This is a genomic window from Zooshikella harenae, from assembly GCF_018837975.1.
Lineage (GTDB): Bacteria > Pseudomonadota > Gammaproteobacteria > Pseudomonadales > Zooshikellaceae > Zooshikella > Zooshikella harenae.
This window is the reverse complement of the sequence record NZ_JAGSOY010000011.1, coordinates 23,504-46,188: the sequence shown is the minus strand read 5'-3', so window position 1 is coordinate 46,188 and position 22,685 is coordinate 23,504. Positions and strand designations below refer to the sequence as shown.

Sequence of the window (22,685 nt, the reverse complement as noted above, 5' to 3'; positions counted from 1 at the left end):
CATACATTGCTACCGTGGGCTTTTAACATATTTTCTAAATAGATTTCCGAACGAGCCAGACTAAATGTGCCATGCTTGTAAGGGTATTTTCGTTTTGTCTCTATAAAATGAAATTAAGAAGCCATAGAGCTCTGGCATGAAACAACGCAATAACTCTGACCACTCTAGTGATAATTCTTCAGCTGATGATGATCGTTTACGTGTTAAGTACTTAGATGCTCTGGAGCAGCTTGATAGCCTAGAGCAGCAAGCTACGGGCAGTATTGACCAGCTGCGTAAAACCCTTTTAGTCACTATTGTGCTGTGTGAGGGCATGGCCCAGCCTTTGGATGAGCAGTTACAAACACTCAAACAAAGCCTTAGGGGAGAAACCCTGCAACTTAATATCAGCCAGCATGTGGAAAGTTTTCAACAACAAGCTGATCGTATTATTCAACAGCAACCACTCGCAAAATCATCTGAGGGGCTGGAATCCATCTTCAGGCTTCTTCGGGATCACCCCGCTTTAGCCAGTGAAAATAAAACCATCAAACAGAATATTAAACTGCTCCAAAAGCAATCACTCTTTCTGGCAGAGTTTCCTGGCTATATTCAATCGCTAAAAACACTGGTCATGCAGTTAAATGAGTCCGAGACAAAACAACCTGGCTCAAAATACCTGAATACCCCCTTGGAAGAAGGAAGAGAGGATAATGCTTCGCTAGCAAGAGAGCTTCTCGAGGCTGAGCCAGAACCCTCACAAATTAGTGAGCACCTTGATACTGAAGAAAGTTTTGTCAGTGAGCTTGAAAAAGCTCCCTCAGAAAAACCTTCTTTTTGGAAGAAGCTGTTTAAACCTTCCAGTAAAACCAGCTTACCTAGCGACACAGCCCCTCAGTCTCCAACAGAATTAACTGAGCAGAGCAACAACATCCTACCAGTAGAATCTGCAGAGAGTTCTGATAAACAAGAGCAAATGGTCTTCAAGCGCATAGAGTCTTTGCTTAAAGAGTTTATTAACAGGCTCCCCTCTGTTGATGCCCTCTCAGAGGATATTGACCTGCTAAAAACACTGCTAAATCAGCCTCTAACGTGGTATGAGCTCCTACCAACACTCGAAAGTCTGACAGCAGTAGCTGTTGCAGTCATAAATCAAAATAGGGAAGATTTCCAACACTTCTTGCAAGAACTGAACAACCGGCTCAGTGATTTCCAGCAACGTTTAGTGCAGGCTCAAGCAGGTATGAACGCCACACTGGTTGATATCAGTGCTTTGCAGAATTCGGTTCAAAACAATGTGGGCAGTATTCGCGAATCTATTTCATCAGCAGCAGACTTACAAAGCCTAAAACATACAGTAGAGAATCGCTTAGATAATATTCTCTCTTCAATGGAGCAATACCACCAGCAAGCAAAAGACCGCACACAAGTTGCAGATCAACTCAACGTGCTGGTAGAGCGAATTGCCAGCATGGAGCAGCATACGAAAGAGCTACAAGCCGATTTGGTCAAAGAGCGTGACAGAGCAACACGAGATCCACTCACCACACTTGCTAACAGAGGAGCCTATGAAGAAAGAGTCCAACTTGAGTTTGCTCGCTGGAAACGCTATCAAGCGCCTTTAGTTATTTGCATTGCTGATATTGATTTTTTTAAGCGTATTAATGATCAATATGGCCATCTTGCTGGGGATAAGTTACTTAAGATTTTTGCACAATTATTAACCAGGCGGTTACGTGAAGTAGATTTTGTGGCTAGATATGGGGGTGAAGAGTTTGTAATTTTAATGTCAAATACCCCTATTGAAGATGCTCAGCAAGTCATTGAAGAAGTACGTAAGCTTATTGAAACAACGCCTTTTCACTTTCAGCAGCAAGAAGTGGCTGTCACTGCGTCTTTTGGTTTAACCGCACTCAAAAAAGGTGATGATCCTCATAGTGCATTTGCTAGAGCAGATGAAGCCCTTTATAAGGCCAAACAAAGTGGGCGAAACCAATGTTGTATTGGATGATTTAGTCTTCCACTTTAGGCATACTAGCCATAAGCGTACTTAGTAAGCCTCTCGCCGTATCATAAACTGTATCACCCGGCTTACCTGTTCCAGTACCTGATACCGTCCAGATCACTTCTTCTTCGCCATCTTCTAGAGACGTTATTGTGAGTGATAAAGTAACAACAGGTTGAGAATTATCCTCTCCATGTTGCCACTCTGTAATTTCACCACTTAAATAAAAATCAAACGCTTTTTTATGTGCCCATGCTTTAGCACGTTGTAAGCGTGCAGCCTCATTAACAAACGTCAATTCTTTATTCGTAGCAGGCTTTGCATAATGCCTCACCTGCCTTATACCATGAGAAGGCAACAAAACAGTGATCATTCGCTCCACTTGCTCATCAGCATCGCCCTGTTGGGTATAATTAACAAAAGGCAACAATGCCCACTGAGAGTCAGCGGTTGGTTCATTAGGTCCAAATAAACTTGGCAATGAAAGTTTTGATAGTGTGCATCCAGAAAGCATGCTTATCAAAACGGTACACACCATAAAGCGCAAAGTAGAATAAACCATCACTCACTCTCATACTGACAGTTGACTTCAGGGTATATCAAGTCTTCAGAGTTTGTGGCGTAAATTAGGCAAATTGATCTGTAACCATTGTAGAGCAATAATTGCTGCTGCGTTGTTAATGACCCCTTTACCTAACAGGGTAAACGCCTCCTCTATTTTAACCACCTGAACACGAATATCTTCCCCTTCTTCTTCGAGACCGTGAATTCCTCCCAGGTTTGAACTGTCAACCAAGCCACAAAATAATGTGAGTTTTTCCGAAGTCCCCCCTGGACTCGATAAATACTCACAAATTGGGATGAGCTGTTGTATATCACAGTTTGCTTCTTCTTTTGATTCACGACGTGCAACATCTTCCAGTGACTCGCCAGGAGCTACAAGTCCGGCAACAACTTCCATCAACCAGGGCTGTTTATCAGCGGCCAATGCACCGACACGAAACTGTTCAACCAATACAACTGTTTCCCTCTGAAGATCCAACAAAAGCACGCCTACGGCTTCAGGCCTTACAAAAAGTTCACGCTGTATAACCTGACTCCAACCACCTGCAAACAACTGGTGACGAAGCTGATAACGATCAACTTTAAAAAAACCTGAAAAAACACGCTCTTGTTTAACCACTTCAACACTAGACTGATCAAATTTAGGTTGCGCAATCATAACTAAATCCACTGTTTAAACTATGGCTACAACAGAGATAGGGATATATACCTTAAGTGACGGTTGCTTTACGCGGGCCTGTAAAGGGAGATAGTCCACACAACCTCTGTTTATAAATAGTTTTATTAATACTTAATTAAGACAGGTATAACTGGTGTTGTTGAATGTACATTAACACGCTGGGGGTCAGCATTTTACAAAGCTGTTGATGTAAATGTGTGTGTGCCTCACCGTCATTTTTATAGAAATTTTGAAGCTGTTCACGAACTAAAGTGCTTCGTACTGCTTCCAGTTCTTTTACAACAAATGTACCCCATTGCTGCTTTATTTCATCGGCCTTATAAAATTTCTTCCACACCTCAGGTTGCGCATTATCTGGGCCAAGAATAAAGCGAATTTTGGTTCCAGGTGAGTACTGGTCTGACAGTAATTTTAGTACATCATAGGTATAGACTGGCTGTTGTGGTTGCTTATTCAAGATATCCTGTTCAATAGTGCATACTTCCACTTTACAGCTCAGTTTGGGTAAATCACCTATAAAACACTGCAATAGTTCTAAGCGAGTGCGAAAATCCAGCATCTGTTTGTTGAAGGCATGTGCTGCTGCTGGTAGTAACAAAATAGTTGTAAAGTGAGGGGCTGCTTGTCTGATTGCATCTAAATGACCACACGTTGGCGGGTTAAATGCGGAACCAAATACACCAATACTATCCAAAGTCATTCCTACAACCTTTTCTATTTAAGTAACCTTTTTAAGTAACTTGGTTATCACTTATACATATCAGATTATTTATGCCCAAATCCTGCCAAATAAGCTGTATGTCTATCTATACTCGCCTGTGCTGAGTAAGAAAAGGTTACTAAGCACTAAGCTCATCTTAGTATTATATAAAGGAATTAAGTTCATTTTGCTAGGTGTATACCGAATCAACTTGGGTATAACTACTAATATGTGGTAACTAGTATTTTGGTAGGATTTGCGCTGTTAAGACACTCCTTAACTTTATGGAATTTCTTCAAACGCCCTAACACCCCCAATAGTTAGGGCTTTTTTTTATTCTTAAAAAATATATGGCATTTTTTTTACAATGCCTAGGCCTTTATCTAACTTAAGATTAGGCGCCTCTCTTATTTAGCTGAGCACCTTACTAACACCTATCCCTTTGGCAGAATATGATGAATTATCATGTCACCCTTGATATACCAAGGCTTTACACTTAGTAGCAGCTTCCAGCCAATTATTAATATTCGCCATCAGCAAGTGATTGGATATGAAGCGTTTATCCGCAGCAAACCTCCGTCTAATCATCAGCAAAGTAAAGCTAACCCTGCAGCACTATTTAGCTTAGCAACAAGACTGGATCAATTGGTATTACTTGATCAACTTTGCCGTATATCACATTGCCAGTCTTTCTCAGCTCAGGATCTATCTGGTAATTGGCTGTTCTTCAAACAAACTGAAGCGTTAGCTAGACAAGATTTCAGTCACTCGTATTTACTCGACCATCTCTTAAAGCAAAGCCTTCTTTCACCCTGTCAGTTGATTATTGAGTTGAGCGAAAAAGCCTTCAAAGACAAAGGATTACTTAAAGAGGTCGCCAACACCTATAAGGCAATTGGGCTACTTGTTGCACTTGATGACATTGAACTTAGCAAAACGACTGCTTATCACATTGAAAGTATAAGACCTGACATCATCAAGTGTGATTTGCGAGATTTACACAGAACAGAGAACCAGCATCATACAAGTCATCTATTCACGAAACTTGTTGCAGTTGCAAATGAGGTAGGTTGCCTAAGTGTAATCAGGGCAGTAGAAACAGAGAAACAGGCCGTATTGGCCCTGAGTAGTGGTATCGATTTGCTACAGGGCAACTTATTTTCATTACCGTCATCCAGTTTATATGCTGGAAGCACTACACTCCACCAACATATACAACAGTTACAACAATATATTTTGTAGCGGCTAAATATTATACAATCCAGTAAAAATTACATTGCTTTCGCAACTGCTATAGTAAACGTTAGTCCACACCTGTCGCTTAGATGTAGGTAAATAGCACAGCGTGTTGAGTAAATCTACGGATTTTGGCAAATATCTAGCTAGTCTAGTTACACGTATTGAAGTTTACCCCTTTTTGTCTAAGGCAAAGTTAAGTAATATACCCTGACACTTCCCCAACTAAGGTCAGGGTTTTTTTTTATTTGAATCTTATGCCATCATACCTTCAGTGAGTGACGTTAACGTGGCCAATAAATACCCGTAACGAAGGGTATAAGCCAATTATTATTGTTATTCTTCAATGAAGGCTTAATAAACTGATCTAGTATCTGTTTTAGGTGTGATGTCTTTGGTATTAGCACAACACCACTAATAACATCCACCAAATACAGTACACTTCCAATGAAAAAACCCCTTTCATTTCATTTAATGCCTTGTATGCTTGATGACACTTGGGCCGTAAGTAAATTGCAACCTTACGTGATGCAGTATGTCTCTTTGAGGAAACATGATGTGGAGATAAGCAGCGAATGTATACCTTGAATGCTGTCAGAATTTTTACCTACAACTTCAGCCGAGCTCTGGACTTCTACAAGCATCAGCTAGGCCTGCCAGTTGAAAATGTAAATATGGAGGCACAATTCGCTGTTTTTAATACTGGCGAAACCAAACTAGTTCTCGAAACCATTTCTACTGATGGTCTGGATAAAAGCCAGTTTATTGGTCGCTTCACAGGTATTTCTTTACTTGTCAAAGATATGCGTAAAACATTACGCCGTTTAAAGCGAAAGCATGTCAAACTGTACAGCTCACCTGAAAAGTTAGAAGATGGTATGAAACTAATCCATGTGTATGACCCTGACCAAAATATTCTGACTTTAGTTTCACCGCACTGATATGGTTAAAGTGAATAACATAACAGTGCGTTCAAGCTAGCCACTTCACAACTCGCCAAAAGGATTCTTCACTCCAATACTTATAGAGAGTGAAACACATTAACGAAGTAGCCATAAGTTTCTTTGCCACTGAAGCTGCTTCGTTAAGTCTCAACCCCCTTTATCAAAACCATTAACTTAATCCCTCAAGGTTATGGATAGCTGCTGACAAAATAAACGTTCAGGGATTAGTGCTAGGTAGCCCATACTTATTGACTGATCAATAAGGTCAGCTTTACTTTGGGCATTAAACTTGGTTTTCAGTTGATTTATATAGATTTCTATTGTTCGCATAGATAAACCCAATATTTGCGCAATTTCTTTTGCCGTTTTACCTCTTATTAAGTAAAACAAACACTCTGACTGTCGTTCAGTTAACTTAACAGCCCCATAGGATTTATCCAAAATATAGCTTGATTGGCTGACAAGACTGTCCCCTTGGGCAGCGCCCATTTGGATTCGTCCCAACAGCGAACCAAGCTCAACGGTCGATGCAGATGTAATATCTGCACCGTGGAAAATAGTACCCATTATATAGTCATTATCATCGAGTAACGGGGTTTTAGTAAAAATATAGGCTTTCCATTCACCACCAGCAAACGGATGAATATCTAATATTCTTAGCTTTTTATTAGCCCCTATTACTTGCTGGTCTTGACGACGAAACTGCTCTGCACAATTAACCGTTTCACAAGGCATATCAAAGTCCGTTCGACCGATGATATCAAAGTGATGATTAAGACCAATCAGTCTCGCATAATCCTCATTGGCATACATAAAGTTAGACTCAGCGTCCTTGCATCCCCAAGCACCAGGCAATTGATCAAAAAAACGCGCTAACTTAGGATCAACCTTTTGCATAACTTTACTCCTTTAATGTTCGCACATCTTGTTCCATTGATGGGTAATACCAATCAATACCTAGTTCATTTGCCCATAAGCAATCACCTAAGTCAAAATGCCACCATTCACAAGAAAAATTAACAAACCCATATGACTTCATTAAGCCAAATAATAGACGACGATTGTTGCGTATAGTTAACCATTGTGTCTCATTAAACAAGGTTTGGCTATGATCATAAGGCTGCTCAAAATAATCCGTAACAGCTAGCGGTGTCTGCTCATCAAACCCTGATCCAAAATTTAACAGATTCCCTGTATTTACATTAAACAGTGCTAAATCAATAGCACCGCCCGAGTTATGAGGAGGGATAGCGAAACGAGATGGTTCATCAGGATGGGCGACAAACTTCCTGACCTCTGTATGTAATTCACCTGCAGTTAAATCAGGATAACGACATCGTATATCCTTTGAAATAGACTCAAAGAGTGAATGTTGTGTTGCAATAGAACGAAATGCATCAAAAACGATAACACCCAATGTCTCAGGTAAAACAGCTAATAATAACTGTAATCGCTTTGCAACCACCTCCCGACAATACATGCGTTCAATACAGCCATAGTGACCTTCAAGAAAGTAGCTGTTTGCTAACTTTAGCCGGGATAATGGGGTCAATTCAACAGCTTGATCGTTCTGCTGTAACTCAAGTAACTGATCAGTAGATACTTCAGAATAATCATGCTCTATTGGCGTTTTCATCAGTATAGACAGCTTATCATCCATAAATGCTACTCAATTAATATCCTTAAACAAACAATTCCATATTATCGTCATTTAGCGCCCTTGAAAAACAAATTAAAAGCTCTATATTAAGTTTTGAGCGCAGCTCACTACGTCTTTTCAGAGTAATGAAGTCCGTGTTTATTGGCTTTATTTCGTATCGCTTCTAAAGGAGGATATGTAATGAATTCAATTGATTTTACTCCCCTGTATCGCAGTTCTGTAGGGTTTGATCGACTAGCGTCTCTGCTAGACTCAGCTTTACGTAATGACCATACCAGCAGTACTTACCCGCCCTACAATATCGAGGTCATTGATGATAACCGCTACACCATCTCCCTTGCAGTAGCAGGCTTCAGTCGGGAAGACCTCGATATTAAAATGGAACAAGGCATATTAACAATTAAAGGTAAAAATGCTGAAGATAAAACAGAAAGGAAATACCTCTATCAAGGTATTGCTAGTCGGTCATTTGAACGCCGTTTCAACCTGGCAGATCATGTTGAAGTCACTGGCGCTGAGTTAAATAATGGCCTGCTGACCATTAATTTGGTTAGGGAAATACCTGAAGCAATGAAGCCTAAAACCATTGCTATTAATGCTTCCGAGAATGTCCTGGAACACAAAACAAGTAAAGAAAAGGTAGCTTAATTTATAGGTTTTGTACCCATAACGAAGGGTTTTAGTACTTTTATTTGGCCGTGACACTATTGTCACGGCCACACATCTTTTTATCTAAAAAACATTAATAATTTCCTTGTAATCAGAAGTTATTCAAATAAGCTTACTAAAGATTAAATGTGGCTTTTGATGGAAAAGGATAACGCGCTTTTATCTCTTTCACTTTAGCAATCCACTGGTGTTTCTTAGCATCAGCATTACCAGGATTAACGATAAGATCATAATCATATTCATTTTTTAGAGGGTCAGCTTCTTTTATATAGTCACTTCTTCGTTTAGCGCTCACACTGTTTATCGTTTCATTATATTTATCATTATTATTTTTAATACGCCAAATTCCATTTTCTAAGATCAACTCATCATCGAAATCACATACTAATGGCTGCCATGCTGAGTTATGTTGGATGATATGTTTTATACCCGTTTTATCAATGTAGAATTTTTTATATTGAGATATACTTACTATGTCTTCTCCATTAAAGCGTAGAGTATATAGTTTATGATTATGCAAATAAACAGGTATTTCAATACCGTTGCAATGCCCTGTAACCGTACCAATAATTAAATCTCTATCAAGGATTGCTTTCATTTTTATGCTTCCCAACGGACTCTTGCAGATAAATAACCACTAGTTCCATTTGTCTGATTCCAGGAAACCATTTTCAAATAAGCATTATATCGCGTATTTTCTATTCCAATTTCTCCAAATGCATCTGGAACAATGCCATAATCTGTTTTCACATTATCATCTGGATCATGCATTCCCACCACATAGCCTCGAGGGGTTCTAGACCAATTAATTTTCGTTTCTAAGCTCTTACCATCCACTATATTTATAAATATACCATCAGTCATTAGATGAATAGAGTTAATCAAACTTGTAGTACTACTTCTGTCAATTTTAGCAACCAGCATATCATCATACTGAGTATCAAATGACTTATCTTTTTCATCTAATTTTTCAGGATTATATTTATTATCTTCCAAGTCATTTAATGAAAATCCTTTTTCGGGACTCCATCTTAAATGATACATTTTATTATTATCGATATTAAAAGTCCGTTGCGCTTCTGTATAATTGTCTGTAGGGAAATCCTTATGCCCACGCCATCTAATTATCTGACCTTTATCTATTGTAACTGTGCCATTCCCATTTTTGGTAATCGTTAAGCGGTTATCTTTATTTAATACCTCTGGATAAATTGGCAGTCTCGATAACTCTGACAATATTTGCTTTTGACTTGAACTATACTCGTCCTTCTTTAAGTACTGTTTGTGAGGATTGCTATCGTATAAATGTTCATTAAATTTATCAGAAACAAAGCCCTGTGATGCTAAAACAACGGATGGATCAACCTTTAACTGAACGTTTTCTGCGTTAGATACCTCAAAAAGTACTTTCAAATAAAGGCTACTACCAGATCCCTGGGTAAGTTTTGGTTTATACGTTTTAGGATATCCACCAATAACGACTAAATCACCTTCATCATCAACAATACCAAATTCTGTGATATACCAGCCACCAATATCTTCAGGAATAATGGCTTCAACCGCTAAATAATTTTCATTTTTACTGTCTGCGTAAATACGGTTGATACTCCCTTCCCAGCGTAGATTTACAAGCTGCGTATCATCTTCTGTAGGAAAAACCTCTTTTCCTTTTTTATCGCCACCATCACCTACTTGTATTTTGGATAAATTTAGCGTTTTTCCAAGTACATGATAATTGACCAATTTAGCCTTACCTACCTGAGTCAGCAGGCTATAAAACTGTTGTTCCATATATGTTACCTCAAAGAGACATCACTCTGCCTTGCGTCTTGATGGGTCTTATTATCCCTGCTAATGACGCTGATGATCAGGTGAAATATTTCACAAATTTCACAGCAGCCAACACTGTTTAAAGACAATAAACAGCTTATGCATTATTTAGTAAAATCCAAGCTTCCAAGCTTTATACTTTGTGGGTAAACTGTCGTGCGTTGTAATGGAATTCTGTACAAAGGAACTTGTCATGAGAGTATGCAAACAGCATCAGTCTGTTATACATTTTATTTTCGTATCCGCATTCCTGATATTTACATTAATTAGCCAAGTTCATGCCCAAGGCAAGGTAATTGGTATCATCAGTGTTGATTGGGAGGGTAGAATATTAGATGAAAAAAATTTAGAGGCAATGGAAGCCTTTCGGGAAGATTATCCACATATTGGGCTGCTCCACTTTTTAAATGCAGCGTATTACACTAAGACTAATGCTAATCCTTATAAGGTTACCAGGAAAATCAAGCAGGTGCTGCGCAATAATGATGAACATGGTCTACATATTCACGCCTGGCGCTCTCTTGTTGAGTATGCAAATGTTACGTTCAGACGCTCCCCTAACTGGTCCTATCCTGGTCCAATATCACTCAATAGCTGTTATACCAGTGGAGACTGTGGTGCTAATGTCCCCATTAGTGCTTATACCACAGATGAGTTGAAAGATATTATCAGTGTCAGCAAACAAATTTTGATCAATAATGGATTTAAGCAGCCTGTCAGCTTCCGTGCTGGTGGATGGATGGCAGAACCTAATGTAATCACTGCACTATCAGCCGAAGGCTTTTTATTTGATTCCTCCGCTACAGCACCTGCATTATTAAAAGGAAGACGTTGGTCGAATCGATTATATAACTGGCTTAATGGCTTATGGACTACGATTACGCCTGTCTCACAACCCTATCTTATAGGCCCTGCGTATTCACCATTATGGGAAATCCCTGATAATGGTATCCTGGCGGATTATATTACTGGACCAGAAATGTTAGCGGTATTGAAACAAAATATTGAAAAATGGCGGAAAAATCCCCAACAAACTATTTATGTTTCAATTGGCTTTCATCAGGAAACTGCAGATAAATATTTACACCGTATCCGTGATGCAGTCGATTTGTTCGAAAATTATACTGAAGAACAGCAAGTGCCTTTTGAGTGGATTCAACTCCCACTAAGTTCAGCCACGTTCTAAACATCTCACTCACTTTTACAATAAAACTTAAAATTCGCTAGCCATTTTTTCTCTGATCAGGCTAGCGTTTTTTAATTAATCTCAATTACAGAAACATCGATCCAAAGCGAGTAATCACCTCAGGATCTTTTGTATGATGCTCTCCTTTAATTTCACTGGACAGTTTCGCCATAAAATCAATTAAATAGTTTGCATTATGAATCGCTATTTTCCGACCTGTTGTTGTTTGCATTGTTTCAGGCAATTTCAATAGTTTCTGTTGAAAATGATCAAGCGCATACTGACGATCATTGAGTTCACGGGTATCTGCAAATAAATCATTTCCATCGAATAATGCTTGCCCCATTAGCCCCCCAACATAGAATACTCTTGCCAAACCAATGGCCCCTAAAGCCTCTATTCGATCAGCATCCTGTACAATCTTTGCTTCCAGCGTTGTTGGTTTTATTCCCGCACTAAAACTATGGGCACAAATTGCATGCTCAACATCATCATAATAAGCTTTAGGAAAGTCACTAAAGCTTTCAACTAAAATGGAAAGTGTTTTTTGGGCAGCTAAAGCTGATGACAAATGCCTGTCAGGACTATTCTTAGGCAAATTAACAATATCATGGAAATAACAAGCCGCAATAACTACCAGTTTATTCCCACCTTCTTCACTCATAATACCTTTCGCTGTGTTCCACACCCGCTTTACATGACACAGGTCATGAGACTTATCTTCAGCGTCATTTAACTGTTTTTGTAGGTATGCGGTGAACCGGTTTTCCCAATCTGTAATATTCAAGTGAGCTACCTGTTACTAATCAATCCTGTGTTTAACTCTTTGTTATCAAAGTACCATAACAATGCGCAAATATTGTTCTATATTTCCATACTAGCTATACTGTACTTACATACAGTACAACTAACTCCCTTATGACTATTGCACTCTGTGATGCTAATAATTTTTATGCCAGTTGTGAACGGGTATTCAGACCTGATTTAGCAGATCACCCTATTGTTATTCTCAGCAACAATGATGGCTGTATTGTCGCTCGCTCTGCAGAGGCTAAAGCTTTAAGTATTGGTATGGGTGTTCCTGTATTCAAAGCTCGTGACATCATTCAGCAACATAATGTTGCTGTATTCTCATCCAATTACAGTCTATACGGAGCAATGTCTCAACGGCTGATGAGTATATTGGAAAGCTTCATACCTTATGTAGAAGTTTATTCCATTGATGAGGCCTTTCTGGACTTAACTAACCTCTATGCAGGTTCATCAAGTGCCATACTTTATGGTCAACAAATTCGAGTCACTTTAGCACAATATTGTGGCCTCCCCATGAGCATTGGCATCGCGCCTACTAAAACCCTGGCTAAGCTGGCCAATCATTATGCTAAACAGCATCCTGAGTATAACGGCGTGTATGAAGTCCAGCCTGGCCAGGAGACCATGCTACTCAAGGCAATGCCTTTGGGAGAGGTATGGGGAGTTGGTCGTCAATTAAGCCATAAACTACAAGCAATGGGCCTATCTACCGCTTATGACTTAGCGTGTATTCCACCAAAAGAAATTCGTAAACGTTTTAATGTGCTATTAGAACGCACCGTTAGAGAACTCAATGGCGAGCCTTGTATCGAGCTCATACATCAAGCCCCCGATAAACAACAAATCATCTGTAGTAGATCATTTTCTAAGCGTGTTTTTAGCCTAGAAGACCTTCAGGAGGCTATCAGCAGCTACACATCACGAGCAGCTGAAAAGCTCCGTAGTCAAAGGTCTACAGCAAAAACCATCATGATTTTCATCAGAACCAGTCCTTTTGATCGTCAAGGCCAATACAGACGCAGTGTATTTATACCATTACCTTATCCCACTATGGACTCTCGCTTGCTGGTCCAAAACGCACTAAAAGGCTTAAAGGCAATTTATCAACCAGGGTTTGCTTATGCTAAAGCAGGTGTCATGCTTTGCGATTTGAGTGATTCGCGTTTGGTTCAGCACGATTTTTTTTCAACACAATATGATAGCACGTCAGCATTACAACTTATGAATACCGTTGATGCGATTAATCACCAATTTACCAATGGCCTTTTTTTAGCAAGCAATGGTATTCAACAAGCGTGGCGAATGTCACGCACACAATTATCACCAAACTATTTAAGTAACTGGAACCAAATTAAACGAGTGCAAGTTAAATAAATACGAACCTAAAAAATATCAATGATTTCTCGGGTATGTTCATACAATTTAATAAATGTGCCATCCACATTAATAGTAATCGCACCATCTCTACCTAAAGGTACAACCACTTTTCCTCGAATATAGATTGAATCATCTAAAGTATCACCTTTTGCGAATTTTTTTTGCCACCCTGGTGGTAATGGCTTCCCACGGTTTACATTCTTTTGTAACCCTGGAGGTAAACTATTATAGTTATCATGATGCTTATCATTTTTAGCCGTAGCTAAACTAGTCATTAAATTTAAACAAACCACCAGCAACCCTGTTAATAAATATTTCATCATGTATCACCTATAAACTATAGTTTTATAGTACTTACTGGTATTTCTTAACATTAAAAGTACTTTCCAATTTTTTATTACCTAGCAATTACCTGTTAATTTTTTCATTAGGATAAGTCCATACATTAGAGAACCATAGAAATAATTACAAAAACCTTATCCTATTAATAGTAGAATAAACATCATGAGTCGTTCTGCCGATTACTTTCAATTAACGGACAACCAAGAAACATTTCTCATCGTTTTTGTAACAAAGTTCAAGCTTTACAGGGTCGAGTACAAGAAAAACATAAGGCTATAGACTATCATTAACTATTCTGAAATATACAAATATATACAAAGACCATACTTTATAAGTAAATCCTTCATGATAGAATAAACAAATAACGTAAATTGCTTTTTACAGAGGTATAAGTATGTCAGGACAGGGTTCTGGCGGTAATGTCATAGCCGCATTATGTAGCTTTTTCATTCCCGGCTTGGGTCAGCTGGTTCAAGGCCGTTTGTTAGCTGCCCTTTTATTCTTCATTTTTACGGGTGGCGCTTATGGCTTATCATTTCTACTTATTCCTTTAGTTATTGCTATCCCATTACACATCTGGTGCATTATTGATGCAGCCACATTCAAACCCTTAAGCTAATCAATGTAGCAGATGCCAGGATGGCATCTACTTAACACTTTTGGTAAAAGCTAAAGTAAGCTTTTACTCACGCCAATACTCAGGTCTATCAAGCGCATCAGCACATACAACTTTAGCTTCAAGTGAGTTTATAGCTTCAGGCACCAATGACTGAACCATCCATGCATCAGCATGCTGGTCAGGTAGTGGATAAGGAGCTTGGAGACCTTGACAGCCTGCAGGGGAAAACCCATAACGTGGATAATAGCTTGGATGCCCTAGCACAAATACAAGCTCAGTCTTTCTACCCTTGAGTGTATCAAGCCCTTGCTTTATTAACCGTCCCCCAACGCCTTGCTTTTGGTGTGAAGGAATTACCGCAAGAGGAGCAAGTAATACAGAAGACACATCTCGCTCTGTGCCAGGTAAGTAGCAGTTCGTAAATAAAATATGGCCAACAACTAAATCTTCAACGAAGGCTAATAGTGATAAGATAGGTTGAGCACTTTGATCATTAAGTAAGTTAACAACAAGTTCAGCTTCTTTATCATGACCAAAAGCCACCGTATGAATATGTATAATGTCTTCTATGTCTTCATTTTTTGACTCTCTAATATACATCTTATTGAAGTCCTTTGAACATTAACATGGACAGATTATATTATTAAAAGATTAACGCTTCTATCTGATACCATCATCAGCTAAAAACTAATTTAAATGATAGATCAACTTAGTGAACAGACTAACAATTAGGGGTAAAATAAATGACGCTTACGACATCAAAACTCAAACAGTACATCTTAACAAAACCAGAAACTGTAGAAGATTACCCTTTTGGATCTGACGTAGCCGTTTTCAAAGTATTAGGAAAAATGTTCGCACTCCTTTCATCGAAGGATGGTATCACTAACCTTAATTTAAAATGCGATCCCATTGAAGCAAGTCAACTTCGAGATCTCTTTGAAGCCGTTAAACCTGGTTACCATATGAATAAGAAGCATTGGAATACAATAATCATTGATGGTTCACTGCCAAAAGGTGAAATAGAAAGAATGATTGATAACTCGTACAGTTTAGTTGTTAAAGGGCTAAATAAAACAACACGTACAGGCCTGGAACTCAGACATGGCAAAGCAGTCATTTATAAGACTTGATAATATCATAACTTGTATACTGCGTTTCATTATGAGCTCTAATAGACAGCAGTAACAGAGAATTCTCTGTATTATCCACACTATGCTCATAAAATAGTTTTAATACGCAGTAAAATATAATCTATCAGCACCATGAAGAAATACAGACATTCAATCATTAGCATTTTTATATTTAGTATACTTATTGGATATCTAACACTTACCAATAAAGTTCCTTATTACATTAGTATACTATACGGTATTATAAGTTTAGTGACCTTCTTTATCTATAAAGTAGATAAATCTGCAGCAGAAAAAGGTCGTTGGCGAATCAGTGAAAACACTTTACACCTGCTTTCTGTTCTTGGAGGTTGGCCTGGCGCCATGTTAGGTCAGCAGGTATTTAATCATAAGACGAAAAAGACATCCTTTCAGGTCATCTTTTGGCTTTCCGTATTACTCAATATAGGTACACTAACTTTTCTTGGAATTTATGCTTCTTCCGTGCTGAATCAACTTTATTAACACAATAACGGAGCAAAGTTTACTCTATCTATTATGGTATACGATTTATATACTATGATATACTGCAGCTAAACCTTAAGACTAATCAAGCGAATTACATATGCAGTTAAAGATAGCCAAGCCCGAAGATATTGATAGTACCTTAGCACTTCATTATAAATACCAAATTGATTCTATTAATGAAAAGGATAAAGAAAGTGGATTTGTGACAACAGCTTTTACCAAGGAACAGTTAACAAGCTTAATTCAAGAAGAGCAAGGGCTATTTATTGCAAAAGATGGAGAAACAGTGGTTGCTTACGTGATGGCTGCATCTTGGAAATTTTGGTCAAGTTGGCCAATGTTCGCACACATGATTAAGGATTTACCAAATTTAACCTACTTTGGACAAACACTTAGCATCGAAAACTCATACCAATACGGTCCTGTATGTATTGATAAACACCTTCGAGGCAGTGGTACATTAGAAAATATATTTCATTTCGCCAAAAAGGAAATGTCCAAACGTTATCCTATACTGGTCACATTTATTAATAAAATCAACACTCGATCCTTCGAAGCTCATACTAGAAAACTTGGGCTTGATGTTGTTCAAGAATTTACCTATAACAACAATGACTACTACGAGCTTGCCTGCCACACTCAGGGAAAGTGCTAAACGCACTTTCCCTAGTTTGCCATAAGACCCACTATATTTAATTTTTAGTTAACGTAGCAAACCATAGCTCAGATGATTCCATTTCCTTCGATTCACTATTCTTACTATTACAAAGCGCCGCAATTAACTGTGGAGTATTATATTTTAAATTAACTTCAGTTTTAATCAGTGTTTCACTTGAATTTTTCTTTATTGCATGCAATGTAACACCTAATAATTTTTGATTAGGATCTTCAGGTTCAGCAAAAAGTTTCCCTGTAATAACCAATTTATTCTCATCTTTAGTTGTCGAATCAACATTAAAACTTTTATCAGGATCAACATTAACAATACTCACCAAGTTATTTTTTATTTTTTGATCAATTAAATTAGTATCACCTAATAAAGCTTCTTCACAAAGCTTTTCGCTACTCTCATTGACCTGATAAAACCTCAATACATCTGCTGATACAATCTGTGACAACAAGGCAGTACTTATTAAAAATAATTTATAAATTTTCATACTCTATCCATTAGTTAGTTTATATAAGTAAAAAAATTTTACTATACCTCAGTCATTATTAAATGAACAGCCGTGATACTTCGATGTATACCCAAGGCAATTGCATATAAAAATAATTCGTGATGAATTTGTGCCAATGCAGCGCATGAATTAATTTATTCCTCCCGCAGCAGAAGACCATCCCTGGTCTCTACTACTCACTGTGCTCCCAGCACCTGTTCCACAAATCAACTCAAGCACTGCAAACCCTCATCTTGCTATACCTCAATCACAATTGAATGAACATCTGTGGTATTTCGATGTGCGCAATGGGTAGACAAAGTCTGGATAATGCGCATCGAACGGTTTGTCGCAATCACTATCTTTACAAACAGCGGCCTCCAAGGAAAGATTCACTTCGTGTTCGAGGGGCGTTATGCAGACATAGAACAAAGGTACTTTAGAAAATGGATTTTATACCCTTCATGAATCATTTCTAGAGTTTGTAGTTAGTCCAAAATATTGACTAACAATCATGAAGCCTGTATCAGGTAGTAAATACGCAATATATGCAATTCATCGTAACTAACGTCTTCACTACAAGCTTGATAAATAGGCTTTAATCGTTCAAACCCTAATTCATCAAATAGTGAGATTACTTGCTCTTTTTGCGCTTTAGAAAGCCCAGAAAGTGCAAGTAACTCGTTATCCTGGCGCAATTTACCACCATCCATAATAAAGTGATATAGGTGACTCAAAATAGTATTTCGAGTCACATTTAACTCACTCTTCAACTGGTCAATTGTCTCTCCGTTATTATATCGCTCACTCACTACAATATACTTACGAGTGTCTATTTTACGCTTCTTTATTTTACTTAACTTCGATATATTTTTTTGCTTTTCTTGAATATTATTTTGAGCACAGTAATGGATAATAATTTCTAAAAATTCTTCACCATATTTTTCAAACTTAGCATCACCAACTCCATGGATTGCTAGCATACTTGTTTCGTTTTGTGGATAATATATACACATTTCCTGAAGTGATTTATCAGAAAATATTGTGTATGGCGGTACATCCATTTTATCCGCTAATTCTTTTCGGTATTGTCTTAGTTGGCTAAAAAGAAGCTGATCATAATTAAGCTCATCTAATAGTTTATTACTGCGATTAGCAGAAGACGTAAACCGTGCTCGTACAACCTTCTGTCCTCGCATAACCAACCAGGAGTTGGCGTTAAGCTTCAGACCACCTAGCCGTAGGTCTTGGACAAGAACACCCTGCTGAATAAATTGTCTCGCAAGTAACATCCACGTATCTTTGCTGTACTCTAGCCCAATGTTGTAAGTCGATAACTGATGGTGGTTATTGCTGATAACTTTAGCTGAATTCGAACCTCTAAGCACATCCACAATATAAGATGCACCAAAAATTTCGCCTGTTCGCTTTACGCAAGATAAAAACTTCTGAGCAGCCACAGTAACATCAGTCTTCGGTGTTTTTTCAGAAAGACAGTTATCACATAGCTTACAATTATCAGTGGAATAATCTTCACCAAAATAATTAATGAGTATTTCGCGTCTACAGTTTTCCGTCTCAGCATACCCTATGATTGCTTGAAGGTGTGTAATTGCATGGGTTTGTTCATGCTCTGTCATCCGTTCAATAAAGTACCTGAGTTTTTGAATATCACTATAACCAAATAACAACAAACATTGGGCCGGTAAACCATCTCGCCCAGCTCGCCCAATCTGCTGATAATAGCCTTCTATGTTCTTTGGTAAGTCATAATGCAAAATAAAGCGAATATTAGGCTTATTTATACCCATGCCAAATGCTACAGTTGCAACGATAATACTGACATCATCCCGAATAAATCTATCTTGGTTTTTTGCTCGCTCTTCATCACTAAGACCTGCGTGATAAGGCAACACAGAGTAGCCTTGATAGTGTAGATGAGCTGTTAGTTCATCAACTTGCCGTCGGGTTAAGCAGTAAATAATGCCAGATTGTTGCTTAAAATTTTGCAGAAACTGTGATGTTTGTTGCAAAGGATTTTTTTTAGGTAACACTTGAAGAAATAGGTTCGTTCGATTGAAACTAGCAATGAATGTATTTTGGTCATCTAAGTTCAGGTTATTACATATATCTTTCTGAACCTGAGGAGTAGCGGTAGCTGTCAGTGCAACATAGACCGCATGAGAGAATATGCTTCTTAACTGAAGGAGCTGACGATATTCAGGCCTAAACTCATGTCCCCACTCGGAAATACAATGCGCTTCATCAATCGTGACGCAAGCAATCTCAATAGTAGAAAGCAGCGATAAAATTTTACTTTGCAAGAGTGTTTCTGGCGCTAAGTAAATGAGCTTCACTTCCTTACGCAAGATCATATCAATATTGTGCTGATACTCTTGAACACTCAAGCTACTATTCAAAAAGACAGCACTTACACCCAGTTGTGTTAACTGCTCAACCTGATCCTTCATCAAAGAGATCAAAGGGGATACGACAATCGTAATGCCAGAAAACAACAACGCAGGGATTTGATAACAGAGAGACTTACCTCCCCCTGTAGGCATGATAACAAGTGTGTCCTTACCAGATACGATATTGGTAATCACTTCCTGTTGTAATGGACGAAAGTTATCGTAACCGAATACATGCTTCAAAACATGTTGGGCTTGCTCAATCATAAGACTGTCAACAGAAATCCTTCATTGCACACATTGCTACACAGGCTACGTAGAAGATCTTCTCACAACGCAGCGTTTTCATTTGACTATTATGCCACCCCTTTCTAATCAAGCCAAAGTGATTATTTTTTATACAACCTCTGTTTTAGAGCTAATTCTCGGGATATACCACTCTAGCCTTAGACGAGCAATCAATAACCCGACTAATACTTCTGACTTTCTTTTAAGGTTTGACTTGACAAATTATCTTCTTGTCTATTTTCTATATCTGCAAATAAAGGACATAACAAAAAAATGGAATAGCGACATGATAAAAAAACTAATCCCATTAGCATACCTAATCACTCAGACGGCTTTATCGATGGCATCAGATATTACCCGTATTGATAGCCAATACTGCCCAAATAACTATACCCATATCTCCTTGCAAGATGTAGCAATTGAAAGAGAAAAGTATTGCCTTCTACTTAATGACTGGGATATTGCTCGTTTGAATGAACATGCTTCATTATCAGGCCCAGGTTATGGCTGTAAGGTCATAAAAAATGACTCTCGACACCTAGGAACCTCGCTGTGTAAGCGTATTGATCATGATGGGCCACAATCACCTAAAGACGATATGTTAAAAGTCGCCTATGTAGAGGTAAATGATTATCCAGTTCGTGATGCAGGATGCTTCATCAAAGATAATGGTAAACCTCTATTTGATATAGCAGTGATTTTTGCCGCCAATATTAACTACGACGGAGACAAAGCCTCACTAAATCTTAATCCACAGGTGACTGATTTATTAGAAAACAATATTAACCAAGTCCGAGAACTTCAAGCGAAAGGAATCAAAGTAGTATTGGATGTACTTGGTAATCACCAAAATGCTGGTTGGTCTTGTTTCGCTAATATCCAGCAAGCACGTGCATTTGCCAAGGTTCTTAAAAATGCTGTTGATAAGTATAAACTAGATGGGATTGATATTGATGATGAATACTCGAAGTGTAATCGTGAGTATGATAACTCCCTAATAAAAGTGACCAGCGCACTGCGTGAAATTATGCCAAACAAAATTATTTCTAAAGCGCTTTTTCATGATCAAAGCTATTTTAATGCACAATGGCAAAATAAAAAACTTCATGAACAGCTGTCTTATGGTTGGGAAATGAGTTACTGGTCTTCTGGCTGTAATAGGGTTGATGGCTATCTAAATTCAGGTATGTCAAAACAAAAGCTTGGTATCGGAGTTTCTACTGTAATAACACCTTCATCAACAGCTAAACAAATCTCAGCTTGCTTAAAAGCTCGGCAACTTGGCGGTGGAATGATGGTTTTCAATGTTAATAGAAATTCTGAAACATTCTTACAAGCTATTTGGCCTAATGTGAAAGCAGATCAACAATGCTTTAGTCAATAGTCTTCACACACAATTTAATACCATTAACCCTATTTAACAAATACCATGAAGTAAAGGTTTAAAAACTTATGAGTGATTGGAACGCAGAAACGGCTGAGTGGTATGCCCACAAATATGGTGAATACCCTACAAATAAACTAGGTATTGAAGCACTAAAACTACCAGATAATTCAATTGTGATTGATATCGGATGTGGCACCGGCTGCGCCTTAAGGCATGCCGCTAAACAAGTTACTCAAGGCGTACTAATTGGCATTGATCCAGTCCCTCGCATGATTGAGATTGCCCGCGAAAAAACAACAAGCGACTCAACGGCTAATAACATTATATTTAAAGTAGGTAGCGCTGAAGACATACCTATAGAGAATAATTCAGCAGACTTTATATTGGCATTTGATTCTTTTGATCATTGGGAGAACCAACAGCAAGGCTTAAAAGAAATCCATCGAGTTCTTAAACCTGAAGGCTGCTTTATTGTGGTAAAAGATGGGGGTTTGCCTAATGGTACTGAAGCACGGCAATCGTTTTTAGAAACTTTGGCAAGTTCAGCATTTAAAATAGTTGAAGAGCAAACCCTTGAGGATGATGAAGTATCATTCACTTTGTGGATATATGAAAAGGAATAATTGACATTAAATAATTAAACCATACTAAACATAAAAAGCCGATATATAGCTATCGGCTTTATTTAATAGCATAACCCATAGCGAAGGGTTTTTAGGGGTAACAGTTAAATGCTCCTGCGTAAACTGCATTCCCACCATCCATGGTCTCTACTGCTCACGGTGCTCCCAGCACCTGTTTCACAAACCAACTCAAGCACAGCAAACCCACATCTTGATATACCTCAATCATGATTAAATGAATATCTGTGGTATTTCGATGTACACAACCAGTAAACAAAGTCTGGATAATGCGCATCGAACTGCTTGCCACAAGGATGTGGCAGCCAAGCCTCCAGGGAAGGATTCACGGCGTGTTCGAAGGACGTTATGCAGACTTTAGGCAAAGGCGCTTTAGAAAATGGCCTTTATAAAAGTAAAGTTATATGCAATTGCCCTGAGTGCATATTCCATTCCACACGCTAAATCTCTTTAAAAGGGTTAAATTATTTTTAAAATAGCTAATCCGATGTATGTTCTACCAACATAACAAATTTATAAAAATAGCCTTATCTTAAATTATCATTAAATATCGTGCAC

General features: G+C 38.2%; 24 protein-coding genes. 12 read left to right on the top strand and 12 right to left on the bottom strand.

Annotated elements, in window-relative coordinates; all coding sequences use genetic code 11:
- Nucleotides 1–136 precede the first annotated feature (136 nt).
- A complete protein-coding gene (locus KCG35_RS07050; RefSeq protein WP_215818977.1) occupies nt 137–1,990 on the top strand; it encodes a GGDEF domain-containing protein in 1,854 nt (617 codons plus the stop codon).
- 1 nt (nt 1,991) lies between these two features.
- Here KCG35_RS07050 and KCG35_RS07045 read toward each other — a convergent pair whose 3' ends face one another.
- The 3 genes from KCG35_RS07045 to KCG35_RS07035 all read right to left on the bottom strand — a co-directional run bounded on the left by KCG35_RS07045 (nt 1,992) and on the right by KCG35_RS07035 (nt 3,927).
- Nucleotides 1,992–2,546, bottom strand: coding sequence for a hypothetical protein (locus KCG35_RS07045; protein WP_215818976.1), 555 nt, complete (start codon nt 2,544–2,546; stop codon nt 1,992–1,994).
- 45 nt (nt 2,547–2,591) lie between these two features.
- Complete coding sequence (locus KCG35_RS07040) at nt 2,592–3,206, bottom strand: NUDIX domain-containing protein (RefSeq protein WP_215818975.1); 615 nt, start codon at nt 3,204–3,206, stop codon at nt 2,592–2,594.
- Nucleotides 3,207–3,342: 136 nt separating this feature from the next.
- Nucleotides 3,343–3,927 carry an adenylyltransferase/cytidyltransferase family protein gene (locus KCG35_RS07035; protein WP_215818974.1) on the bottom strand — a complete coding sequence of 195 codons (585 nt, stop codon included), beginning with the start codon at nt 3,925–3,927 and terminating at the stop codon, nt 3,343–3,345.
- Between the two features lie 465 nt (nt 3,928–4,392).
- On the opposite strand from KCG35_RS07035, the gene KCG35_RS07030 reads away from it, so the two are divergent.
- Nucleotides 4,393–5,169, top strand: coding sequence for an EAL domain-containing protein (locus KCG35_RS07030; RefSeq protein WP_215818973.1), 777 nt, complete (start codon nt 4,393–4,395; stop codon nt 5,167–5,169).
- Nucleotides 5,170–5,738: 569 nt separating this feature from the next.
- Nucleotides 5,739–6,104 (top strand): VOC family protein, encoded by a 366-nt coding sequence (locus KCG35_RS07025; RefSeq protein WP_215818972.1) that lies wholly within the window; start codon nt 5,739–5,741, stop codon nt 6,102–6,104.
- Between the two features lie 177 nt (nt 6,105–6,281).
- On the opposite strand, the gene KCG35_RS07020 is transcribed toward KCG35_RS07025, so the two are convergent.
- Together KCG35_RS07020 and KCG35_RS07015 are read right to left on the bottom strand one after the other, a co-directional pair.
- On the bottom strand, nt 6,282–7,004 hold the full coding sequence (locus KCG35_RS07020; protein ID WP_215818971.1) for a helix-turn-helix transcriptional regulator: 723 nt from the start codon (nt 7,002–7,004) through the stop codon (nt 6,282–6,284).
- 4 nt (nt 7,005–7,008) lie between these two features.
- Nucleotides 7,009–7,767 carry a M15 family metallopeptidase gene (locus KCG35_RS07015; RefSeq protein WP_215818970.1) on the bottom strand — a complete coding sequence of 253 codons (759 nt, stop codon included), beginning with the start codon at nt 7,765–7,767 and terminating at the stop codon, nt 7,009–7,011.
- A gap of 180 nt (nt 7,768–7,947) precedes the next feature.
- Between KCG35_RS07015 and KCG35_RS07010 the strand changes: the two genes are divergently transcribed.
- On the top strand, nt 7,948–8,415 hold the full coding sequence (locus tag KCG35_RS07010; RefSeq protein ID WP_215818969.1) for an Hsp20 family protein: 468 nt from the start codon (nt 7,948–7,950) through the stop codon (nt 8,413–8,415).
- 136 nt (nt 8,416–8,551) lie between these two features.
- On the opposite strand, the gene KCG35_RS07005 is transcribed toward KCG35_RS07010, so the two are convergent.
- A complete protein-coding gene (locus tag KCG35_RS07005) occupies nt 8,552–9,034 on the bottom strand; it encodes a hypothetical protein (RefSeq protein ID WP_215818968.1) in 483 nt (160 codons plus the stop codon).
- Nucleotides 9,035–9,036: 2 nt separating this feature from the next.
- Complete coding sequence (locus KCG35_RS07000; protein ID WP_215818967.1) at nt 9,037–10,227, bottom strand: phage tail protein; 1,191 nt, start codon at nt 10,225–10,227, stop codon at nt 9,037–9,039.
- Between the two features lie 232 nt (nt 10,228–10,459).
- On the opposite strand from KCG35_RS07000, the gene KCG35_RS06995 reads away from it, so the two are divergent.
- Nucleotides 10,460–11,452 (top strand): polysaccharide deacetylase family protein, encoded by a 993-nt coding sequence (locus tag KCG35_RS06995; RefSeq protein WP_215818966.1) that lies wholly within the window; start codon nt 10,460–10,462, stop codon nt 11,450–11,452.
- A gap of 85 nt (nt 11,453–11,537) precedes the next feature.
- On the opposite strand, the gene KCG35_RS06990 is transcribed toward KCG35_RS06995, so the two are convergent.
- On the bottom strand, nt 11,538–12,239 hold the full coding sequence (locus KCG35_RS06990) for a phosphohydrolase (protein ID WP_215818965.1): 702 nt from the start codon (nt 12,237–12,239) through the stop codon (nt 11,538–11,540).
- A 131-nt stretch (nt 12,240–12,370) separates the two neighbouring features.
- Here KCG35_RS06990 and KCG35_RS06985 point away from each other — a divergent pair, with 131 nt between their 5' ends.
- Complete coding sequence (locus KCG35_RS06985; RefSeq protein WP_215818964.1) at nt 12,371–13,639, top strand: Y-family DNA polymerase; 1,269 nt, start codon at nt 12,371–12,373, stop codon at nt 13,637–13,639.
- An 8-nt stretch (nt 13,640–13,647) separates the two neighbouring features.
- Here the strand turns inward: KCG35_RS06985 and KCG35_RS06980 are convergent, their stop codons facing one another.
- Nucleotides 13,648–13,965, bottom strand: a complete 318-nt coding sequence (locus KCG35_RS06980) for a hypothetical protein (RefSeq protein WP_215818963.1) — start codon at nt 13,963–13,965, stop codon at nt 13,648–13,650.
- Nucleotides 13,966–14,378: 413 nt separating this feature from the next.
- Here KCG35_RS06980 and KCG35_RS06975 point away from each other — a divergent pair, with 413 nt between their 5' ends.
- Complete coding sequence (locus KCG35_RS06975) at nt 14,379–14,603, top strand: hypothetical protein (RefSeq protein WP_215818962.1); 225 nt, start codon at nt 14,379–14,381, stop codon at nt 14,601–14,603.
- A 63-nt stretch (nt 14,604–14,666) separates the two neighbouring features.
- On the opposite strand, the gene KCG35_RS06970 is transcribed toward KCG35_RS06975, so the two are convergent.
- Complete coding sequence (locus KCG35_RS06970) at nt 14,667–15,203, bottom strand: GNAT family N-acetyltransferase (protein ID WP_215818961.1); 537 nt, start codon at nt 15,201–15,203, stop codon at nt 14,667–14,669.
- A gap of 143 nt (nt 15,204–15,346) precedes the next feature.
- On the opposite strand from KCG35_RS06970, the gene KCG35_RS06965 reads away from it, so the two are divergent.
- From KCG35_RS06965 to KCG35_RS06955, 3 genes are all read left to right on the top strand, one after another.
- Nucleotides 15,347–15,736 carry an MmcQ/YjbR family DNA-binding protein gene (locus tag KCG35_RS06965; RefSeq protein ID WP_215818960.1) on the top strand — a complete coding sequence of 130 codons (390 nt, stop codon included), beginning with the start codon at nt 15,347–15,349 and terminating at the stop codon, nt 15,734–15,736.
- 252 nt (nt 15,737–15,988) lie between these two features.
- Nucleotides 15,989–16,240, top strand: a complete 252-nt coding sequence (locus KCG35_RS06960) for a DUF1294 domain-containing protein (protein WP_309227319.1) — start codon at nt 15,989–15,991, stop codon at nt 16,238–16,240.
- 100 nt (nt 16,241–16,340) lie between these two features.
- Nucleotides 16,341–16,898, top strand: a complete 558-nt coding sequence (locus KCG35_RS06955) for a hypothetical protein (RefSeq protein WP_215818958.1) — start codon at nt 16,341–16,343, stop codon at nt 16,896–16,898.
- Nucleotides 16,899–16,935: 37 nt separating this feature from the next.
- On the opposite strand, the gene KCG35_RS06950 is transcribed toward KCG35_RS06955, so the two are convergent.
- Entirely contained in the window at nt 16,936–17,400 is a 465-nt protein-coding gene (locus tag KCG35_RS06950; protein WP_215818957.1) for a hypothetical protein, read from the bottom strand.
- A 512-nt stretch (nt 17,401–17,912) separates the two neighbouring features.
- Nucleotides 17,913–20,078, bottom strand: coding sequence for a DNA helicase RecQ (recQ, locus tag KCG35_RS06945; protein ID WP_215818956.1), 2,166 nt, complete (start codon nt 20,076–20,078; stop codon nt 17,913–17,915).
- Nucleotides 20,079–20,385: 307 nt separating this feature from the next.
- On the opposite strand from recQ, the gene KCG35_RS06940 reads away from it, so the two are divergent.
- On the top strand, nt 20,386–21,483 hold the full coding sequence (locus tag KCG35_RS06940) for a glycosyl hydrolase family 18 protein (protein WP_215818955.1): 1,098 nt from the start codon (nt 20,386–20,388) through the stop codon (nt 21,481–21,483).
- A gap of 68 nt (nt 21,484–21,551) precedes the next feature.
- Complete coding sequence (locus KCG35_RS06935; RefSeq protein ID WP_215818954.1) at nt 21,552–22,109, top strand: class I SAM-dependent methyltransferase; 558 nt, start codon at nt 21,552–21,554, stop codon at nt 22,107–22,109.
- Nucleotides 22,110–22,685 lie beyond the last annotated feature (576 nt).